18 protein-coding genes are annotated in these 21210 nt (G+C 44.7%); 8 read left to right on the top strand and 10 right to left on the bottom strand.

Going from position 1 to position 21210, the window contains the following annotated elements:
* The first annotated feature begins 21 nt into the window (after nucleotides 1–21).
* Nucleotides 22–1890: an OmpA family protein gene (locus tag CFE23_RS12125; RefSeq protein ID WP_291088372.1), complete on the top strand. Its 1869-nt coding sequence runs from the start codon at nucleotides 22–24 to the stop codon at nucleotides 1888–1890.
* Between the two features lie 115 nt (nucleotides 1891–2005).
* A complete protein-coding gene (locus CFE23_RS12120) occupies nucleotides 2006–2362 on the top strand; it encodes a hypothetical protein (protein WP_291088370.1) in 357 nt (118 codons plus the stop codon).
* Between the two features lie 10 nt (nucleotides 2363–2372).
* Here the strand turns inward: CFE23_RS12120 and CFE23_RS12115 are convergent, their stop codons facing one another.
* A complete protein-coding gene (locus tag CFE23_RS12115) occupies nucleotides 2373–2828 on the bottom strand; it encodes a 6-carboxytetrahydropterin synthase (RefSeq protein WP_291088368.1) in 456 nt (151 codons plus the stop codon).
* Nucleotides 2829–3091: 263 nt separating this feature from the next.
* Between CFE23_RS12115 and CFE23_RS12110 the strand changes: the two genes are divergently transcribed.
* Complete coding sequence (locus tag CFE23_RS12110; protein WP_291088366.1) at nucleotides 3092–3439, top strand: DoxX protein; 348 nt, start codon at nucleotides 3092–3094, stop codon at nucleotides 3437–3439.
* A 47-nt stretch (nucleotides 3440–3486) separates the two neighbouring features.
* Nucleotides 3487–5595, top strand: coding sequence for a prolyl oligopeptidase family serine peptidase (locus tag CFE23_RS12105; protein WP_291088364.1), 2109 nt, complete (start codon nucleotides 3487–3489; stop codon nucleotides 5593–5595).
* 46 nt (nucleotides 5596–5641) lie between these two features.
* Here CFE23_RS12105 and CFE23_RS12100 read toward each other — a convergent pair whose 3' ends face one another.
* The 3 genes from CFE23_RS12100 to CFE23_RS12090 are packed head-to-tail and all read right to left on the bottom strand — an operon-like array spanning nucleotide 5642 to nucleotide 8450.
* A complete protein-coding gene (locus CFE23_RS12100) occupies nucleotides 5642–6583 on the bottom strand; it encodes a lipid A deacylase LpxR family protein (RefSeq protein ID WP_291088362.1) in 942 nt (313 codons plus the stop codon).
* A gap of 1 nt (nucleotide 6584) precedes the next feature.
* Entirely contained in the window at nucleotides 6585–7334 is a 750-nt protein-coding gene (gene mtgA, locus CFE23_RS12095; RefSeq protein WP_291088360.1) for a monofunctional biosynthetic peptidoglycan transglycosylase, read from the bottom strand.
* A gap of 3 nt (nucleotides 7335–7337) precedes the next feature.
* Entirely contained in the window at nucleotides 7338–8450 is a 1113-nt protein-coding gene (locus tag CFE23_RS12090) for an FAD-dependent oxidoreductase (protein ID WP_291088359.1), read from the bottom strand.
* Nucleotides 8451–8669: 219 nt separating this feature from the next.
* Here CFE23_RS12090 and CFE23_RS12085 point away from each other — a divergent pair, with 219 nt between their 5' ends.
* Together CFE23_RS12085 and CFE23_RS12080 are read left to right on the top strand one after the other, a co-directional pair.
* Nucleotides 8670–12614: a GEVED domain-containing protein gene (locus tag CFE23_RS12085; RefSeq protein ID WP_291088358.1), complete on the top strand. Its 3945-nt coding sequence runs from the start codon at nucleotides 8670–8672 to the stop codon at nucleotides 12612–12614.
* Between the two features lie 91 nt (nucleotides 12615–12705).
* Complete coding sequence (locus tag CFE23_RS12080) at nucleotides 12706–14610, top strand: S9 family peptidase (RefSeq protein WP_291088356.1); 1905 nt, start codon at nucleotides 12706–12708, stop codon at nucleotides 14608–14610.
* Nucleotides 14611–14959: 349 nt separating this feature from the next.
* Here the strand turns inward: CFE23_RS12080 and accC are convergent, their stop codons facing one another.
* The 6 genes from accC to pdxA all read right to left on the bottom strand — a co-directional run bounded on the left by accC (nucleotide 14960) and on the right by pdxA (nucleotide 19971).
* A complete protein-coding gene (gene accC, locus CFE23_RS12075; protein WP_291088354.1) occupies nucleotides 14960–16306 on the bottom strand; it encodes an acetyl-CoA carboxylase biotin carboxylase subunit in 1347 nt (448 codons plus the stop codon).
* A 97-nt stretch (nucleotides 16307–16403) separates the two neighbouring features.
* Nucleotides 16404–16898, bottom strand: a complete 495-nt coding sequence (gene accB / locus CFE23_RS12070; RefSeq protein ID WP_291088352.1) for an acetyl-CoA carboxylase biotin carboxyl carrier protein — start codon at nucleotides 16896–16898, stop codon at nucleotides 16404–16406.
* Between the two features lie 30 nt (nucleotides 16899–16928).
* Nucleotides 16929–17918: a beta-ketoacyl-ACP synthase III gene (locus CFE23_RS12065; RefSeq protein ID WP_291088350.1), complete on the bottom strand. Its 990-nt coding sequence runs from the start codon at nucleotides 17916–17918 to the stop codon at nucleotides 16929–16931.
* Nucleotides 17919–18079: 161 nt separating this feature from the next.
* Nucleotides 18080–18274 (bottom strand): 50S ribosomal protein L32, encoded by a 195-nt coding sequence (rpmF, locus tag CFE23_RS12060; RefSeq protein ID WP_108902930.1) that lies wholly within the window; start codon nucleotides 18272–18274, stop codon nucleotides 18080–18082.
* Nucleotides 18275–18283: 9 nt separating this feature from the next.
* A complete protein-coding gene (locus CFE23_RS12055; protein ID WP_291088349.1) occupies nucleotides 18284–18829 on the bottom strand; it encodes a DUF177 domain-containing protein in 546 nt (181 codons plus the stop codon).
* Between the two features lie 95 nt (nucleotides 18830–18924).
* Nucleotides 18925–19971: a 4-hydroxythreonine-4-phosphate dehydrogenase PdxA gene (pdxA, locus tag CFE23_RS12050; protein ID WP_291088348.1), complete on the bottom strand. Its 1047-nt coding sequence runs from the start codon at nucleotides 19969–19971 to the stop codon at nucleotides 18925–18927.
* A 50-nt stretch (nucleotides 19972–20021) separates the two neighbouring features.
* On the opposite strand from pdxA, the gene CFE23_RS12045 reads away from it, so the two are divergent.
* Nucleotides 20022–20612 carry a riboflavin synthase gene (locus tag CFE23_RS12045; RefSeq protein ID WP_291088347.1) on the top strand — a complete coding sequence of 197 codons (591 nt, stop codon included), beginning with the start codon at nucleotides 20022–20024 and terminating at the stop codon, nucleotides 20610–20612.
* A gap of 43 nt (nucleotides 20613–20655) precedes the next feature.
* Entirely contained in the window at nucleotides 20656–21183 is a 528-nt protein-coding gene (locus CFE23_RS12040) for a hypothetical protein (RefSeq protein ID WP_291088346.1), read from the top strand.
* Nucleotides 21184–21210: the final 27 nt, after the last annotated feature.

The following is a 21210-nucleotide window of genomic DNA, read 5'->3' as shown; positions in this document are numbered from 1 at the left end:
AACCTAAAAGCCACACGGATAATGAAAAAATTATATATAGTATTGATTTTAGTGTTCGCTGCCAATACCATAAAGGCACAGAACAAGGATACGGCTGCCGCTGACAAATTGTACATTAGCCTCGAATATGTGGACGCCGCAGAGGCGTACAAAAAGCTCGTTGATGATGGCAAGGGAAGTCCTTATGTCTACAGCCAGCTCGCGGAGAGCTACTATAATATGTTTAATTACAAAGAGGCGGCCAAATGGTACGCAAAGGTGATCGAAACACAACAGGAGGCAGAAGTGTATTACAAATACGCCCAAATGCTTAAGGCGGATGGTAAATATGAGGAAGCCAACAAACAAATGGGAACTTTCGCAGCGAAAGCGCCCAACGACCAGCGTGCAATTGAATTTAAAAAAGACCCAAACTACCTGCCGAAACTTCGCAGCCAGCAAAAGTTGTATGACCTGAAGAACCTTAATATCAATAGTGATAAAGCAGATTTTGGCGCGGTGTTGACCAATGACAACCACCTGTATTTCGCATCCGCCAGAAGTAAAGGCAGGAAGAAATACGGTTGGAACGAAGAGCCGTTCCTGGATTTATACAGTTCCGTAATGAGTGGTGATGGGGTATTCGGCGAGCCACAACCGGTTGGGGAAATCAACAGCAAGTTTCATGACGGACCCGCGACGATTAGTGCCGACGGCAACACCATGTATTTTGCTAGTGAGAGCTTTAAGGAAAAGGAATTTGTGAAGGATAAGAAAAACAACCTTCGCCAAGGGCAGGTTTATATTTTTAAAGCGACTAAAGACGGCGAAAAATGGGGTAACATTAAGGAAGTATCGTTTAATAACAAAACGTATTCGGTAAGCAATCCAAGTCTTAGCAAAGACGGCAAGACGCTTTACTTTTCGTCCGATATGCCCGGAGGACAAGGCGGAATCGACATCTGGAAGGTGGCTGTCAGCGGAGATGGAACGTATGGAACACCGGAAAACCTGGGTAAAAAAATCAATACGGAAGGGAATGAAAGCTTCCCGTCAATCACTGACGACAACAAGCTTTTCTTTTCTTCTGATGGGCGAAAGGGATTTGGTGGACTGGACGTGTTCATGATCGATACTGACAAGGACAATGAGGCGAAGAATGTCGGGTTGCCTGTCAATTCTCCTAAGGACGATTTTGCATTCAGTTTCAATACCGCCAAAAACATCGGATTCTTTTCCAGTAACCGTGATGGAAATGACAACCTGTATATCGCAACACCGGTTTGCAGCGTGGATGTAATTACGACAGTAAAAGATGCATTAACAGGCAAAGCGCTTTCAAACGCAAGCGTCGCCATACTGGACAACAAAAAGAACATCATTGAAACGAAAACCACCAATATGGACGGCATCGTAGTTTATACGGTAGATTGTGACAAGGAATACAGCGTACAGGTGACTAACGACGGATATGAAGGAAATGTATTCCCGGTTGCGAAGACACGAGGCGGGAAAGTTGATATTGCCGCGAATCTGCAGCCAATCGAAAAAATTATTGACAAGGAAGTTGTTGTATTGAACGATATTTTCTTTGAATTTAACAAGAGCAACGTCACTAAAGAAGGTGCATACGAGCTCGATAAGTTAATACAGGTGATGGTTAAATATCCAAACATGGAAATTCTCGTGAAATCTCATACAGACAACCGCGGAAGCGACCAATACAACTTGAGCCTGTCTGACCGCAGGGCCAAATCCACAGTGCAGTACATCCTTTCAAAGGGTGTAAGTAAAACCAGGATTTCCGGCAAAGGTTACGGCGAAAGTGAGCCAAATATAAGCTGCACGGATTGTACAGAAGAGCAGCACGCACAGAACAGGCGAAGTGAGTTCCTCATTGTGAAACAATAAACCAAATACCAATCAAAAGAAACCCGGCCCAGCGTCGGGTTTTTTTAGCCGTCCATTTGTCGACAAACGTTTTTTTTATAAATTCGTTACTCACCTAAACATCAATGCGGATTTTATGAGCATCAACCGCGCCCTACGATACGCACTTTGCCTTTTTTTGATTGTACTCTTCAACTCAGTTGCGTTTGGTCAACAGAATATGGAAGAGCATACCTGGAAGGACTTTATCAATAGTATTAAGGAAGGTTCGGATAAATTTAAAGACGCAGACTTTATATTGATTATAGATGGCGAAGTAATTAACGATCCGGGAACAGTGGTTTTTGAACCGATTATGACAAAAGAATTTTCGGTTGTCAACACGGAGCGGAAAAAGGAGCATCCGGAGCCGCCGGTAATCACAATTTCCGTGACAACAACTGACAATCAGATTATTAAGGAATCGTTTATTAACGAGCGGGAAAAAGGCTAGTTTCTTATGTTTACTGAAAATTATCCGATGCAAACCATTCTGCAAACGAAGAGTCCGTCTCCTGCAATTTCAGCGAAAAAAGATCAATCCCGTGGGGTAGACGCCGTTTAATTTTCTCAGCAAAATCTACCACCATATTTTCGCTGGTCGGCTGGTATTCGACCAGAATGACATGGTGTCCGCGGTCTTTAAGTTCATTCGCGAGCTCCACGTGCGGGGTATTGCGGTTGAATACGGTCGCGTGATCAAACAGGTCTACAATTTCTTCTCTAACGATGTGCTTCAGGTCGGTGAAGTCAATCACCATGCCATATTTCACATTGGAAACATCATCAATTGGCGTCCCAATTACCGTCACCGACAGCTTATAGCTGTGCCCGTGTACATTTTTGCATTTTCCATCGTACCCATATAAGGCGTGGCCTGTTTCAAAACTGAACTGCTTGGTAATCCTGATCCTGCTCATTGGAAGTTGTTTGGCGCAAATTTACGCAATTAAAAAACAAATACACTATGGTTCGACGGACTGCAGCCCCGATGGCAGCGGTATCCTTTATTCCCGTTTTTTCTACGGGAATAAAGATAATAGCGGACAGCGGGAAGTTTGCTGCCCAAATCAAATTAACCAATAGAATGTGTTTAGTGGAAAATTTTGGTATGTTAAATGCCTGATAAATAAAAATTTAATTATATTTTTACCATAACCACAATAATAAATCTTCGAAAACTATGAATTCAAAGTTTACAAAAATTGTCAGGATCCTGTTGGGTTTGATCCTATTGGCTTCCGGACTGAATAAAATGCTGCCTTCTCCTTTTATTCCAATCCCATCATTGGGCGAAGCCAGCTATGTGCTGAAATTTGTCGGAATACTTGAAATTCTTATCGGCCTGCTGTTGATTGTGAGAAAATGGGTGCCCTTTGCGCTGATCGTACTCGCACCGATATCCGTGAATATATTGCTGTTCCATCTTTTCCTTGACCTGTCCGGAATTGCCGGAGCCATTGTAGTGGGTGTGCTTAATGGCATCTTAATTTACAAGCACTGGAAAGCATACAAGCCACTTTTTCATTAGTATCAGTAAATGTTTTCGCTATTTTTGTACAACCAAAAGTTTAAACAATGAAAAAAAGTTATCTGATTATGGTTGCTACATCTGCTATGGCTGTAAATGCCCAGAAAAGTCCTGAATATCCCAAAACCGATAAAGGATCTGTAACCGATACGTATTTTGATACCAAAGTAAATGATCCGTATCGCTGGCTCGAAGACGACCGCTCTGAAAAGACGGCGGAATGGGTGCAGAAAGAGAATCAGGTTACGTTTGATTATTTGGCGGCCATTCCATTTCGCAACACGATAAAGGCTAGGATGGAAAAGCTTTGGAATTATGAGAAGATTTCGGCGCCGTTTAAAGAAGGCAATTACACCTATTATTACAAAAATAATGGACTGCAGAACCAAAGTGTTTTGTACCGGAAAGACCTATCCGGAAAGGAAGAGGTTTTCCTGGATCCAAATACATTTTCCAAGGACGGAACGACTTCTCTTGCGGTAGTTGGATTTTCGAAGGACGGTTCGCGCGTGGCCTATTCGACATCCGAGGCAGGCAGCGACTGGAATAAAATTACGATACTGGATGCAGTTACGAAGAAAATGCTTGAAGCCCAACTCGTAGACGTAAAGTTTAGCGGCATTTCCTGGCTTGGCAACCGCGGTTTTTATTACTCCAGCTACGAAAAGCCTAAAGGCAGCGAGTTGTCGGCAAAGACGGACCAGCACCGACTGTATTTCCATGAGCTTGGAAAGCCCCAGAAAGAGGACCGGATTGTATTTGGAGAGAAGGAAAAACGTCGCTACGTGGGCGGAGAAGTAACCGAAGATGAAAATTACCTGGTTATTTCAGCGGCAAATTCCACTTCAGGAAACGAATTGTACATGCAGGACCTTACCAAACCAAACAGTCCGATTCTGCCCATTATTACTGGATTTGATACCGATACCGATTATCTGTATAACGTGGGTTCGGAAGTGTTCCTGACAACAAATCTGGAAGCGCCGAATAAGAGGATTGTCGTGGTAGATCCCAGTACGGCACAGTTAAAAAAATGGCACGAGGTAATCCCTGAAACCGAGAATGTGCTTACCCCAACAACCGGGAGCGGTTACATTTTTGCCAACTATATGAAAGACGCCATCACACAGGTAAAGCAATTTGACCTGAATGGTAAGCTGATCCGGGAAATTAAGCTGCCTGGCCTGGGAACAGCCAGTGGTTTTGGCGGTAAGAAACAAGAAGTACAATTGTATTATTCTTTCACCAATTATATTACGCCGGGAACGATTTACAGTTTTAATCCAAAAACCGGCGCCTCGACTATTTATGACAGGCCAAAAATTGATTTCAACGTGGATGATTTTGAATCGACACAGGTGTTTTATACCTCTAAGGATGGTACAAAAGTGCCGATGATCATCACCCATAAAAAAGGGGTGCAGCTTGACGGAAAAAACCCAACAATACTATACGGATACGGGGGCTTTAATATTAGCCTGACACCTGCATTCAGCATTGCCAATGCGGTATGGCTGGAAATGGGAGGCGTATATGCGGTTGCCAATTTGCGCGGTGGCGGCGAGTATGGTAAAAAATGGCATGACGATGGCACGAAACTGAAAAAGCAGAATGTGTTCGACGATTTTATTGCTGCTGCAGAATTCTTAATCGCAAAGAAATATACGGCGTCGGATTTTCTGGCGATTAGAGGCGGGTCAAATGGAGGATTGCTTGTCGGGGCGACGATGACGCAACGTCCGGATTTGATGAAAGTGGCGCTGCCAGCTGTCGGCGTTATGGATATGCTTCGTTACCATACGTTTACCGCGGGTGCTGGCTGGGCTTACGATTATGGAACCGCAGAGGATTCTAAAGAAATGTTCAAATATCTTAAAGGATATTCACCAGTCCATAATGTAAAAAAAGGCGTGAAATACCCTGCGACCCTTGTTACAACAGGCGACCATGATGACCGTGTGGTGCCTGCACACAGTTTTAAATTTGCTGCAGAGTTACAGGACAAACAAACCGGTGAAAACCCCGTGTTGATCCGGATTGAGACCAATGCCGGGCATGGAGCAGGAAAACCAGTATCAAAGACCATAGAGGAAGCTGCCGATATCCAGGCGTTTACTTTGTACAATATGGGGTTCAAATCACTGCCGAAGGTTTAAACAACAAAAGATATATTCAAATCCCGGAATTCCCGGGATTTTTTTATTATAAAAAATAGCCAAGCGTAATCGACCCGTAAATAAATCCTTTTACGCCGTCACGCATGACTTCCTTTCCACGATACACGAACACATACGAAAGATCCCACTTGCCCTTTCGGTATTTCAATCCGGCTTCAGCATTAAACCGGAAAGGCTGCACAGCATAAGTCACCGGGCTGTTGTCATTGAACAGGCTTCCCTGAATTGTGGCATCGTATAGTTGGTACTGCACGTGCGGCGAAAGAAACAGAAAATATTCACTTTGATTTTTGAAAACGCTTTTATCGTTGTTTAGGGCCGCGTGGTATAAATTCGAATCGTAAATCGGCAGCAACGGCTTTAAGCTGAGGCGCGAGGTTAGCCCCAGGGAAATATTCGTATTGACAGTACCCGCCTTGACTTCTGCGGAAGCGTGGAAATCATTGAAGCTGCTGCTGATGGCATTCGCGATCTTATGGGAATAGGTAGCATTCACCTGAAGCGCCAACGCATTTTTGATTTGCAGTTCCCAGCCCTGAACAGCAATGTATCCGAAAGAATTGTGGAAGAATTCCTGCATTTCGCGGCCAAAGGCATTGGGACCAACATATCCGGCCTGGAAATCCAGTTTTAGCACCGATTCGTTTTTATAAAATGTATGCACGCCGAAACTTCCAAACAGGTAGCCCGCGAATGGCCGGTCATTCCTTGCGATGTCTGATGCCACAATGTTGTAAGGATTGTAGATGTACTGCCCAAGGCGAAATTCAGAAATCCTTTTGGCCACCATTTCCGGTTGTGTTTTGTTCAGGTATTTGTAAAAAATTTCAAATCCGTTGGTATAATACCGGTCACTAACCGTTGATACATACAAATCATTATCCAGAACAAGCCCAATTTCTGCAGGCCGCGTCTGGCCAACACCGATGATCGCAAAGAAAATCAAAAACAGGAAGGGATTCCGCATCTTAGTAGTCTAATTTGCCAACATATTGCATGTGCCGTACGATACGGGATTTTCGCAACTCAATTTTTGAAGAGGAATTACTGGCCTTAAATTTTCGTGGATTTGGCAGAATGGCCGCAATTCCTGCAGCGTCGCGTTTGGATAGGTTTTGCGCGGTTTTCTTGTACCAATATTGCGAAGCAGCCTCTACGCCATAAATGCCATCACCCATCTCTATGCTGTTGAGGTAAACTTCCATAATGCGTTCTTTGCCCCAAATCAGTTCGATCAGTACTGTAAAATATGCTTCGAATCCTTTGCGGATATAACTGCGTCCCTGCCAAAGGAACACGTTTTTAGCGGTTTGCTGTGAAATGGTACTGCCGCCGCGAATCCTTTTGCCTTTTTCGTTGTTTTTCATTGCTTTTTGCATGGCGTTGAAGTCGAATCCGTTATGTTTCATAAACGTTGCATCTTCACTGGCAATCACTGCTTTTTGCATATTGATGGAGATGTCTTCAATGGGTACCCAGTCGTGCTTGCAGACCATTTCTTTTCCATTCCATTTTTGTTCAATGCTGCGCGTGATCATCAACGGCGTAAAAGGCACCGGCACCCATTTAAAAATGATGACCGAGAAGATGCTAAGTCCAAAAAACCACAACATGGCTTTAAACAACAGGCGCATGATTTTCCGGAATCGCGTTTGTTTCTTTACAGGTTTATGGTCTTTGGCTTTTGCCGGTTTTCGTTTTGTAATTTTTGTTGCCATGTATTATACCAGGTCTGCTAATTCTGTTCCAATGAGGCTGCCGATTGCCACGCCCATGCCGCCCATACGGACGCCGCAGTAAACGTGTTCTGACAGTTGGGAAACAATAGGGGTTTTACTGGATCCCATTCCCATAATGCCGCTCCAGCGGTGTTCAATCTCAAAATCGTGCCCAGGCAAAATTACTTCTTTTAATAATTGCTCCAGCCGGTTTTGTATTTTTTCCGTCAGGCCAAATTCGGTCGTGGTTTCACCTTCAAAGTCGAGGTTTCTTCCGCCTCCCAGCAATATGCGTTCGCCGATGTTCCTGAAATAGTAATATCCTTTGTCCAGGTGGAATGTGCCGCGGATATCCAGGCCTGGAATCGGCTTGGTAATAAGAACCTGTGCGCGCGCAGGTTTCACGGCGCCTTCGGTAATTTCGGACGCGAATCCGTTTGTGGCGAACAACAATTTTTTGGTGCGAAAGCTGAAATCTCCCAATGTGACTTCAACACCTCCAGAAGATTCATGATAAGAGGTTACGGTTTGCTGGTTCAGGATGAGAATATTTTCAGCAATAGCTGCTCTTAATAAAGCCTGCATCATTTTTCCAGTGTCAAGCTGCGCCTCATATGGATTGAAGAACAAATACGCATTGGTTTGCCGGAATCCGAAGCGATCGACTTCCTTTGTAAAAACGGCCGACTTGAAAATGGGTTTCAAAATTTCATTTATAAAAGGCATACGGGTTTGTGCTTCATTGAAGCTAGTGTCATCATCCTTTAAAAACAGTTCATACCCTCCAAAAGGCCTGAAGTCGATAATGGAGTCGCCCAGCCTTTTACGGAGCAATTGTAAACCGCACCATCTTTTTTGAATTAGGCTGACGACTTCTTCTTCCGTGTGTATCTTGAGGTCATCAATGATTTCCGAAAGGCTGCCGAAACAGGCAAATCCGGCGTTTTTTGTACTTGCACCCTGTGGAAGCATACCCTTCTCTAAAATTAGAATTTTGGATTCGGGAAAGCGTTCCCGCAGCCTCAATGCGGCATGAAGTCCAACAATGCCGCTGCCGACGATGGTATAATCCACTTCGCCAAACCAAGTGCTGCGCTCCCAGAAGCTTAAATCCATAAGGGTGAAAATTTTTATAAAAATAGCTTTTTTGCTTTCGGTATAAAAACAAATGCAGGTAAAAAATAACATTGTAAAAACCAATAGACACGGCACAATTGTTAAATTAGTAACGTTTGTTGAAAATTTTGTTATAAAATTTGTCTCGAGAATGGTTTAATATTTTATATTTGGGTTGTTAAATTTTTACTAATACCCCAAACCTAAACTAAAATATTTATGAAAAACAAACTACTCTCGATTGCTTTTCTGGCAATCTCCAGTTTTTCGTTTGCACAGTCAGGTCAGAATGTCTGGGAAAACACAATTCGGAAAGCTGATGCGGTTATCGCTGAAAACAAGACAAACCTGATTAATCCCAGGTTGTTTTCGCTAGATGTAAACCGATTAAAAAATTCTTTATCTGGTGCTGTAGCGAGAAAAGCCGGCAACCAGTCCGGAGTCCTGATTGCCATTCCCGATGCCAATGGGAAGATGGAGCAATTTAAGGTCTTCCTGAATTCCAACATGGATCCTGCGCTGGAGGCAAAATATCCTGACATTAAATCCTATATCGGGATCAGCATGACGGATTCTTCCACGACGGCCTATTTCAGTATCTCTCCACTGGGGTTTGAGAGTATGGTGCTTTACGCGGATAAATCTGCGACCTTTATTGAGCCGTATACAAAAGACTTAAGTTCGTATGCGGTTTATCGCAAATCAGACAAAATCGCCTCGCTGACAAAGTTTGAGTGCCGGCTGATCGATAAGGTATCGAAAGACATGGCATCACCTTCAGCCTTAAGACCTAATGCCGACGATGCACTTTTGAGGACGTTCCGTCTCGCAATGTCAGTAACAGGAGAATATACTGCCTATTTCGGCGGAACAAAAGCATTGGCTTTGGCAGCCATTAACAACACGATGACACGTGTCAACGGTATTTTCGAAAAGGATTTTTCAGCAAGAATGGTGTTGATTGCAAATACCGATACCGTAATTTATACCAGCGCTTCTACAGACCCTTATTCTGCTGCTACTGCAGGGTCGGGAGGCGCATGGAACCAGGAATTACAGACTGCATTGACGAACAATATTGGCAATGCCAACTATGATATCGGACACTTATTTGGTGCATCCGGTGGCGGAGGAAATGCAGGATGTATTGGATGCGTTTGTACTAACCCGACGGCTTCTGTGCCGCTCGGAAAAGGAAGTGGATTTACGTCGCCGGCAGATGGAATTCCGTCCGGGGACAACTTTGATGTAGATTATGTAGCACACGAAATGGGCCACCAGTTTGGCGCCAACCATACCTTTACACACAGCAATGAAGGAACAGGTGTCCAAATGGAGCCTGGAAGTGGTTCTACTATTATGGGCTATGCGGGCATTACGACGCTGGATATCCAGCCGCATTCTGACCCGTATTTTCATGCGGTAAGTATCCAACAGGTTACTAACAACATTAAGGCAAAAACATGTTCGGTGAATACCGCGACTGGAAATGCAATTCCAGTGGTTAACGCCGGATTGGACTATACGATTCCTAAAAGCACGCCTTTCATGCTTACAGGTTCCGCAACTGATGCCAATGGCGATGCTTTGACCTATTGCTGGGAACAGTTTGATTCACAAACGAATGCTACTGCGCCCAATGCTACTAAGACGAGCGGCGTAAACTACCGTTCATACAACCCAACAACATCCAATGTGCGTTACTTCCCAAAAATGTCTTCCGTCTTAACCGGTGCTACAACCACTGCCGGAAGCGAATTGACCGTGGAAGCGCTGTCGTCTGTGGCAAGAACACAAAACTTCAGGCTGACTGTCCGTGACAATAGGGCAGGAGGGTCCGGAAACAATAGTGATGACATGATTGTTACGGTTAATGCAACTGCCGGACCATTTGCTGTTACGGTACCAAATACCGCGGTTTCATATGCCGGAAATTCTTCGCAAACCGTTACATGGTCTGTTGCAGGAACAACCGCTAATGGGGTAAACTGTGCAAATGTTGACATCTTATTGTCTACAGATGGCGGAAGTACTTTTAGCACATTGTTGGCTGCTACACCAAACGACGGCACACAGGCTGTTACGATTCCAAACACTCCGGGCACGACAAACAGGATCATGATCAAAGGAACGAACCACATATTCTTTGATGTATCGAATACAAACTTTACCATAACTGCTGGTTCAACTGATACCACTGCACCAACTGCGCCAACCGCATTGGCTGCATCAGGAACCACACAGACCACGACTAATCTTTCCTGGACTGCATCTACGGATAACGTTGCAGTAACCGGTTATGATGTGTATCAGAATGGCGTATTGAAAGCTTCTGTAACCACTACTTCTTATGCTGTAACTGGATTAACCGCTTCAACTGCGTATGCATTTACCGTGAAAGCCAAAGATGCTGCCGGAAATGTTTCTGCAGTAAGTAATACGGCGAATGTAACTACTTTAGCACCTGTAACCGATACCACGGCGCCTTCTGCACCCACATCGCTTGTTGCATCAGGAACAACCGCAACAACGACAAACCTTTCCTGGACTGCTTCTACGGATAATGTTGGTGTAACAGGTTATGATGTGTATCAAGGAGGTGTTTTTAAAGCATCTGTCACAACGACAACTTATGCCGTAACCGGATTGACCGCTTCAACAGCTTATTCTTTCTATGTGGTTGCTAAAGACGCCGCAGGGAATGTTTCGACTGCAAGCAATACGGTTAACGTAACAACATCTGCGATTGTAATTTCATATTGTGCTTCACAAGGCGGCAGCGTGGCCGACGAGTTAATCGGACGCGTGCAGCTGGGGACCATCAACAACGCTTCAACTGGCGGAACAGGTTATACTGATTTTACAGCAGTTTCAACGAATCTTTCTCAAAATACAGCCTACACCATTACAGTAACGCCGACATGGACAAGCACTGCTTATCCTGAAGGGTATGGTGTGTGGATCGATTATAACAAAGACGGTGACTTTGCTGATGCAGGAGAACAGGTTTGGACCCTGGCAGCATCAACTACGACGCCGGTTAGCGGATCGTTTACAGTGCCTGCTACTGCAACTTTGGGCGCCACCAGAATGAGGGTATCGATGAAATATAATGCAGTCCCAACTTCATGCGAGGCATTCTCTTATGGACAAGTTGAAGATTATACTGTAAACATACAGGCAGGTTCAGCCGATACTGCAGCACCAACAGCGCCAACAACCTTGACCGCTTCAGGCACGACACAAACCGCTACAAACTTAAGTTGGACCGCTTCCACAGATAATGTGGGTGTAACAGGGTATGACGTGTATCAGGGTGCCACATTAAAAGCCACTGTAGCCACAACGTCTTATGCCGTTACCGGACTTACTGCTGCAACAGCCTATACATTCTCGGTTAAAGCCAAAGATGCCGCAGGAAACGTTTCTGCTGCGAGCAATACTGTCAGTGTAACGACACTGGCAGGAACAGTCACATATTGTACCTCACAGGGGAACAGTACTGCAGACGAGAAAATTGGCAAAGTGGTGTTTGGCACGATCAGTAACACCTCTACAGGTACTGCCGGATATGAGAATTTTACAGCACAATCCACTAGTGCCGTACGCGGAACAGCTTACACCATCACCATTACACCAGCATGGACCAGCACTGTTTACAGCGAAGGTTATGCAGTTTTCATTGATTACAATCAGGATGGCGATTTTGCAGATGCTGGAGAAACCGTATTTACCAAAGCGGCTTCTACTGCGACTCCTGCTTCGGGAAGCATTACCATTCCTGGTACAGCTACTTTAGGCGCTACGCGAATGAGGGTTTCCATGAAGTACAGTGGTGTGCCGACGGCCTGTGAAGCTTTCTCTTATGGGCAGGTGGAAGATTACACCATAAACATCACTTCTACGGCTAAAGAAATTGAAATGAATGACGCGCCATCAGTGACGATGAGCTTGTACCCTAATCCGGTTACAGGCGGTCAATTGAATGTTTCTAATGTAAAAGAAGGCTCAGATTTCCGCGTTATCAATACGTTGGGGCAACTAGTAGCTCAGGGAAAAATTGAGAACGGGACGATCAATGTTTCTAACATCAATACCGGAACGTACCTGCTTGAAGTGAGCAACGAAGGAAAAACAACTGTAAAAAGGTTTGTAAAACAATAATAGGTTGGGTTAAAAATGAAAAGGCTGTCCTTCGGGGCGGCTTTTTTTTTGGAATAAATCGTTACTTTTAGACCCTGAAAACAACTTCAAAATGAAAAAAATCTTATTCTTAACGCTGATCATCATGAGCGCAACTGCCGCTGCACAATCCGTCATGACACCGGAAACCCTTTGGAAACTGGGAAGGGTGACGCCACTCGGTATTTCAATGGACGCCAAAAGCATCATATACAAAGTATCGTACCCATCTGTCGAAGAAAATAAATCCAATTCGAAATATTACAGTATTCCCGTTTCGGGCGGCCCGGCTGTAGAAGTTACAGATTACAAATCACTTTTAAACGACAAGAACATTTCGTCCGATAAAAAACATATGATCTACAGCGAAGAAGTGAAACTGCAAAACGTTCACGGCAAGGACTTCTATCCTGAACTCGAAAAATCGGATGTACAGATTTACGACGGCCTCGATTACCGCCATTGGGATACCTGGAATGAAGGCAAATACAACCATGTCTTTTATAAGGAAACCAAAATAGCAGAAGCTGGAGGCTACGACATCATGAAGGACGAATTGTTCGATTCCCCGCAAAAGCCTTTTGGCGGAGACGAAGACTACATCTGGGCGCCGGATGGCAAGAGCATATTGTATGTCTGCAAGAAGAAATCGGGAACAGCCTACGCCGTTTCAACCAATACGGACATCTACGAATACAATCTCGCCACAGGCAAAACAATCAACCGTACCGAAGGCAATTTAGGCTATGATGTTGCACCGCAATTCTCACCTTCAGGCAGTCTTAGCTGGCTGCAGATGAAACGCGATGGTTATGAAGCCGATAAGAACGACATCATCGTCGATTTTAAAGGCATGAAAATAAACCTTACTGCGAATTGGGATGGTACTGTCGAGAGCTTTCTTTGGAGCCCCGATGGGAAAAAAGTGTATTTCCAGGCGCCAATTGATGGCACATTACAATTGTTCGAAGTCAATTTTCCGGGACTGACGAAAATCGCAATCACCGTAAACCAAGTAACCGATGGCAACTTCGACGTGTCAGGTTTGGTTGGGTTCTCCGGCGACAACATCATCCTGACGAGGACAGACATGAACCATGCTGCAGATATTTTTTCGTTTGACCTGAAGAAGAAAACCTGGAAACAACTGACGCATGTTAACGACGCGGTCTATTCGAAACTCTCCCTAAGCAAAACGGAAAAACGATACGTCACCACCACCGATGGCAAAAAAATGTTGGTTTGGGTGATCCTCCCGCCGAACTTCGATCCGTCTAAAAAATACCCAACACTGTTGTATTGCCAGGGCGGCCCACAATCTGCATTGACGCAATTTTATTCGTTCCGCTGGAATTTTCAGCTCATGGCCGCCAATGGATATGTAGTTGTCGCGCCAAACCGCCGCGGCATGCCCGGACATGGTGTGGAATGGAATGAGCAAATCTCCAAAGACTGGGGTGGCCAGGTGATGAAAGACTATCTTGCTGCGATTGACGATGTCGCTAAAGAACCATACGTTGACAAGTCCCGTTTGGGCTGCGTAGGCGCGAGCTACGGCGGTTACTCTGTGTTTTACCTTGCGGGCATCCACAACAACCGTTTCAAGACGTTTATCGCGCACGACGGCGTATTCAATACCCAAAGTATGTTCGGCACGACTGAGGAAGTGTTCTTCAACAACTGGGATTTCGGCGGTGCGTATTGGGAAAAAGACAATGCCGTAGCGCAAAAAACCTACAACGAATTCAATCCGGCCAATTTTGTCCAAAATTGGAACAAGCCGATTCTGATCATTCAGGGCGGTAAGGATTTCCGGGTGCCCATCGGCCAGGCGCAGGAAGCATTCCAGGCAGCACAGCTTCGTGGCATCAAAAGCCGTTTCTTGTATTTGCCTGAAGAAAACCACTGGGTGTTAAAGCCGCAAAACGGCATGGTATGGCAGCGGGAATTTTATAAGTGGTTAAAAGAGACGCTTTAAGTTAGTAGGCAGTCTCAGTCTCAGTAGGCAGTTTGTACGGTAATGACGACTTCTTTACTGCCAACTGCTACTGTCCACCGAATGCTTTTAATGTGGGCGCGCCCCTGTTGCGGAACGATCTCTCTAAAAATAAATCGCTAGTGCAACAGCGTCGGGCTGTCCGCTATATCTTTTTTTCGCCGCCCGGACCGCCGGTGTTGTCACCCTGAGCGAGGCCGAAGGGTGCCTCAAAAAAGGATGCCGCTTCCATCCCTCAGGCCAGTAGCGATTTAGCCGAAGAGTTCAATAATCATACAATAATCCACAAATGGAATCGATAAAAAAACCCGCCTTACAGCGGGTTTCTTATTTATTCTGGATCGTTCATTTTAAAAGTATCCATAAACGCCGTTGTATAATCTCCGGCGACATATCTTGGATCATCCATCAACTGCCTGTGGAACGGGATTGTCGTCTTGATGCCTTCAATTACGAATTCATCCAGCGCCCTTTTCATCTTATTGATGGCTTCCTGGCGTGTTTGCGCCGTCGTGATTAACTTCGCGATCATCGAATCATAGTTCGGTGGGATAGAATAGCCGGAATACACATGCGTGTCCAAACGGACACCGTGTCCTCCAGGCGTGTGTAAGGTCGTAATCTTACCCGGAGAAGGACGGAAATCGTTGTAAGGATCTTCCGCATTGATGCGGCATTCTATGGCGTGCAGTTGCGGTAAATAGTTTTTACCAGAAATCGGCACACCAGCAGCTACTAAGATCTGCTCACGGATCAGGTCATAATCAATCACCTGCTCGGTAATTGGGTGCTCTACCTGGATACGCGTATTCATTTCCATGAAATAGAAGTTGCGGTGTTTGTCCACAAGGAATTCTACCGTTCCGGCACCTTCATATTTAATATATTCTGCCGCTTTTACAGCCGCTTCACCCATTTTGAGACGAAGTTCATCGGTCATAAACGGCGATGGTGTTTCTTCCGTCAGCTTTTGGTGCCTTCTTTGGACAGAACAATCCCTTTCCGATAGGTGGCAGGCTTTTCCATAAGAATCACCGACAACCTGAATCTCAATATGCCTTGGCTCTTCAATCAGTTTTTCAAGGTACATGCCATCATTCCCGAAAGCCGCAGCAGATTCCTGACGCGCACTTTCCCAGGCTTTCAACAAATCTTCTTCTTTCCAAACCGCACGCATTCCTTTTCCACCACCTCCGGCGGTAGCCTTTAGCATGACTGGAAAACCGAATTCCTTAGCCAGTTGCAAAGCCTGCTCATACGATTCCAAAATCCCGACTGAACCGGGTACACAAGGCACTCCAGCGGCAATCATAGTCGATTTGGCGGAAGCCTTATCACCCATACGGTCAATCATTTCAGGAGAGGCCCCGATGAACTTTATACCGTGCTCCTGACAGATTTTCGAGAATTTGGCATTCTCTGAAAGGAAGCCATAGCCTGGATGGATCGCATCAGCATTGGTGATTTCTGCCGCAGCGATAATATTGGACATTTTAAGGTAAGACAAATTGCTTGGAGGAGGCCCGATACAGACCGCTTCATCAGCAAACTTAACGTGAAGGCTCTCTGCATCGGCAGTAGAATATACGGCTACCGTCTTGATACCCATTTCCCTGCAGGTCCTGATGACACGAAGTGCAATCTCACCACGATTTGCTATTAGTATTTTTTTAAACATCTTTATAAATTTTAAATTAGGAATTTTAAATTTCAAATTATTACAATTGACGGCATTACACCTTTAATCGTAATTTATAATTTTTAATTCTTAATTATTAAGATGGATCTACTAAGAATAAAGGTTGGTCGAATTCAACGGGCGACATATCGTCTACCAGTATTTTTACGATTTTACCTGAAACTTCCGATTCGATTTCGTTGAAAAGTTTCATCGCCTCGATGACGCAAAGCACATCTCCTTTTTTAATAGACGAACCCACTTCTACAAACATAGGTTTATCCGGAGCGGGTTTTCTGTAGAAAGTACCGATGATTGGCGACTTGATTGTAATATATTTTGAAGATTCGTCTGCAACTGGAGCAGCAGCGGCAGGAGCCGGAGCGGCAGCGGGAGCTTGTGGCAACGGTTGTTGCGGTGCAGCTTGTTGCAGCATGTTTTGTGCAGGCATCTGAACATAAGTGGTTTCATGTGCATTGCCTTCCAAAGTCGTCCTGATTGTGATTTTCACATCATCCATTTCCAGCTTCACTTCAGCAACTCCTGAATTGGCCACAAATTTAATCAGGCTTTGAATTTCTTTTAAATCCATAATATTAGTCGTTTTAGTTTATCGTTTGTTTTAATATGCCCATTTTAGGTAAATCGATCCCCAAGTAAATCCACCGCCGAACGCGGCAAATATCAGGTTATCGCCCTTTTTAAACCGGTCTTCGAAATCACTCAGCAGCAATGGCAGCGTACCTGAAGTCGTGTTGCCGTAGCGGTGAATGTTGACCAAAACCTTTTCTTCATCGACACCCATTCTTGAGGCCGTCGCATCAATAATCCGTTTATTCGCCTGGTGCGCTACAAGGAAATCCACGTCGTCTTTGGACAATCCATTGCGTTCCATAATTTTCTCACTGACATCAGCCATGCCGGAAACCGCATACTTAAATACCGTTTTTCCATCCTGGAAAACATAATGCTGCCTGTTCTCGACTGTTTCTTTTGATGGAGGGAGGATAGACCCGCCCGCATCAATCTTAAGGAATTCCCTTCCGATTCCGTCTGATCTCAGGTATTCATCCTGCAATCCAAGGCCTTCATGGTTTGGCTCAAACAAAACGGCACCTGCGCCATCCCCAAAGATGATGCAGGTGGCCCTGTCTGTATAATCAATAATCGATGACATTTTATCGGCACCAATCAGCAGTACTTTTTTATAACGTCCGGACTGGATATACGCCGCAGCGGTTGACATTCCGTATAAAAAACCGGAACATGCCGCCTGCAAATCATAAGCGAAAGCGTTTACGGCACCAATTTGTGTGGCAACATATACTGCGGTAGAAGCCACAGGCATATCGGCAGTGGTGGTGGCAACAATCACCATGTCAATCTCCGCCGGATTAATATTTTTTCTGGAGAAAAGGTTCTCTGCCGCTTTTATAGCGAGATAAGAAGTGCCAAGGCCTTCTCCTTTCAGCAGCCTTCTTTCTTTAATACCGGTCCTGGAAGTGATCCACTCGTCGTTGGTATCAACCATGGTTTCCAGTACTTTATTAGACAGTACAAAATCCGGGACATAGCCCCCAACTGCTGTAATCGCGGCTGTTATTGTGTTCATAGGATTCAATTATTTTCTTTCAAAAACAGAAGTTTTAAAAGAGGTGGAAATTACAAAAAAAATTCATAACCTGATGCTGTTGCCAAGGCTATTTGTAAAATTTGGCCCAACAAAAAAACTCTCACCAGGTGAGAGTTCGTATCTTTTATACCGAAAAATTATTAGGCAGCAGCAACTGATTTGTCAATAACAACCTGTCCTCTGTAATACATTTTCCCTTCATGCCAGTAAGCCCTGTGGTATAAATGTGCTTCTCCTGTTACAGGACATGTAGCGATTGTTGCAACGGTTGCTTTGTAGTGAGTTCTTCTCTTATCTCTTCTTGTTTTGGAGATTTTTCTTTTAGGATGTGCCATTTTACTATATTATTTATCCGTTAATAGTTGCTTTAATTTGTCCCATCGGGGATCTGTATTTTCTTCTTTTATTTCTTCTGCCTTCTTCATTTCCTTGACGCTCAATTCCCTGAGCTTGTCCAATGCTTCTGATTGCAATGTGCCATCTTTAATGCCTGGGTGCACCCTTTTCAGCGGAATCGACAATACAATCATTTCATAAATGTATTGCGAAATGTCAATCTGGTGTTCTCCGTGCGGTAGGATCAGCAACTCTTCATTGTCATTGTTGAATTCCTCCCCAAACTGCACCACAAGCCTCAATTTTCCTTTTACGGTCAAATCAAACATTTCGCCCGTCAGGTCACAGGGAACATGCACCGTACCCTTGTGCTTAAAATTCAGCTCAAGCATCGTACTTTTCTTTTCCAGCACCACATTTACCTTAATGTCGCAGCTTTCAAAGTCATCATATTCATAAGCGGCAAAGAACGTTTTATCTATTTGATATTCAAATTGGTGTTTTCCTAACTTTAATCCTATAAAAGGAATCAAGAACTCATTCAGCTTTTTCATCGTAACCTCAATTTGACCCAATCCTGAAATTCAAAACGGGTGTGCAAAGATATAAATTTATCGTAATAACAAAAGGGTTATAAACATTTTTTTGTTTATAAGTGCTTTTCCTTTGTTTTCAGCGGTTTTTTACTGATTTCCGCGTATTGGTGCCGCGCGTTATAAATGTCAATGGCCAGATAAACGGCTTCCTTAAACGAATTAAAGTCGGCTTTGTCTTTCCCGGCGATATCATAAGCGGTGCCGTGGTCGGGAGACGTCCGGATTTTGTTCAATCCCGCCGTATAGTTTACCCCGTTACCAAACGAAAGCGTCTTGAAAGGCACCAGTCCCTGGTCGTGATACGCGGCAATCACCGCGTCAAACTTCTCGTATTGCCCGCTGCCAAAGAATCCATCGGCAGGATACGGACCGAAAACCATCGTCCCTTTTTCAAACATTCTTTTAATCACCGGACGGATAATCATTTCGTCTTCCTTCCCGATGACACCGCCGTCGCCCGCATGCGGATTCAGCCCCAAAACCGCAATCTTTGGTTTGTTGATGCTGAAATCCTGGATTAACGACTGCCTTACGGTTTCGATTTTCTGCCTGATCAGCGCCTCGGTCAAATGTGACGCCACTTCGTTGACCGGAACATGGTCTGTCAGCAATCCAACCCGAAGTTTGTCATGCACCATCAGCATCAGGGCATTGCCCTCCAGTTCTTTGGCCAGATAATCGGTATGTCCGGGAAATTTAAATTCTTCAGACTGGATGTTATACTTATTTATAGGTGCGGTGACCAAAACATCGATTCCGCCATCTTTTAACGCATTCGTGGCAGCGACAAACGACTTTATCGCATATTCCCCGACAACAGGATCATTCACGCCATAGGCCAGTTCGATGTTTTCACGCCACACATTCAGCACATTGATTTTTCCCGTCAATACCTGTTCGAGTTTGTCAATGCCGTGAAAAGGCGCGGTCGATTCAAAACTTTTGCGCAAATGCGATAGCGTCTTTACGTTAGCAAATATCACTGGTGTACACATTTCCAGCATGCGGCTGTCCTCGAAAGTCTTGAGCACAATTTCGCTCCCGATTCCGTTCAGGTCCCCGATGGAAATGCCGACGATGATATTTTCTGCTTTTTTCATGGTATTTATCGCTAATTTTGAACTGCAAATCTAAGTAAAATAAACTACAAATGTTTACAGGAATTATTGAATCAATAGGCGTCATCCGCGAACTGAAAAAAGAAAATGACAACCTCCACATCACCGTTTCCGCACCGATCACCCATGAACTGAAGATTGACCAAAGTGTTTCACACAACGGCGTCTGCCTGACGGTTGTCGGAATCAACAACGATGAATACACCGTAACTGCCATCCGCGAGACGCTCGATAAAACAAACCTGACCGACTGGAAGGAAGGTGATGCCGTGAACCTCGAACGCGCGATGAAACTCGGCGACCGACTCGACGGACATATCGTCCAGGGGCACGTAGACCAAACCGCGACCTGCACCGCCGTCGAAAATGCTAATGGTAGTTGGTATTATACGTTTGAATACGATCCCGCGCTACACAACATCACCATTGAAAAAGGATCCATCACGGTAAACGGCGTAAGCCTCACCGTAGTCAACTCGCACCACAGCAGCTTTAGCGTGGCGATTATCCCGTACACCTATGAACATACCAATTTTAAGGACTTCCAAATCGGAACCAGGGTAAACCTTGAGTTTGACGTCATCGGGAAATATGTTTCCCGATTGCACGCACTGACAATTTAAAATAAAAGTGTACGTTTATCTCAAAAAAAGAAAACCATTACCTATGAAAAAGATTATTACGCTGTTTTTACTCGCTACTTGTATCTCCTATGCACAGGAAGAAAGGGCAGACATTTTTTCCCGAAAGCATGAAGTGAAGATCGGTGCGATCAAACTGCTTGCCGGACCTATTTTTGAAGGGACGTATGAATACATCCAAAGCAAGGATTTTACCTATGGGGTTTCGCTGCTCGGAAACCTTGATTCCGGCAACGACTATTATGAAGATTTTTCGGTAACGCCATTTGCGCGTTTCTATTTCCAGGAGACGAAGGAGTTTGGCGCCAAAGGTTTTTTCGTGGAAGGCTTTGCCAAATACAGTTCAGGCCGGAACACGACGAATGACTACTACGACAGCAATTCAGTGAAATATAACGCCGCTGCGCTGGGGCTTTCCCTTGGCAAAAAATGGATCAACCGTACCGGTTTCGTTTTTGAGGTTTTGGTAGGAGTAGGGCGCACACTGGGCAACTCGGATGCCATGCCCGACGCCATTTTCCGGGGTGACTTAAACCTTGGCTACCGGTTCTAATCCGTTCTAAAACTGGTCGGTATCTAA

The organism is Flavobacterium sp. BFFFF1 (assembly GCF_002256285.1).
In the GTDB taxonomy this organism is placed as follows: Bacteria; Bacteroidota; Bacteroidia; order Flavobacteriales; family Flavobacteriaceae; genus Flavobacterium.
Note: the sequence above shows the minus strand (reverse complement) of the source record. Positions and strands in the feature narration are given on the sequence as shown.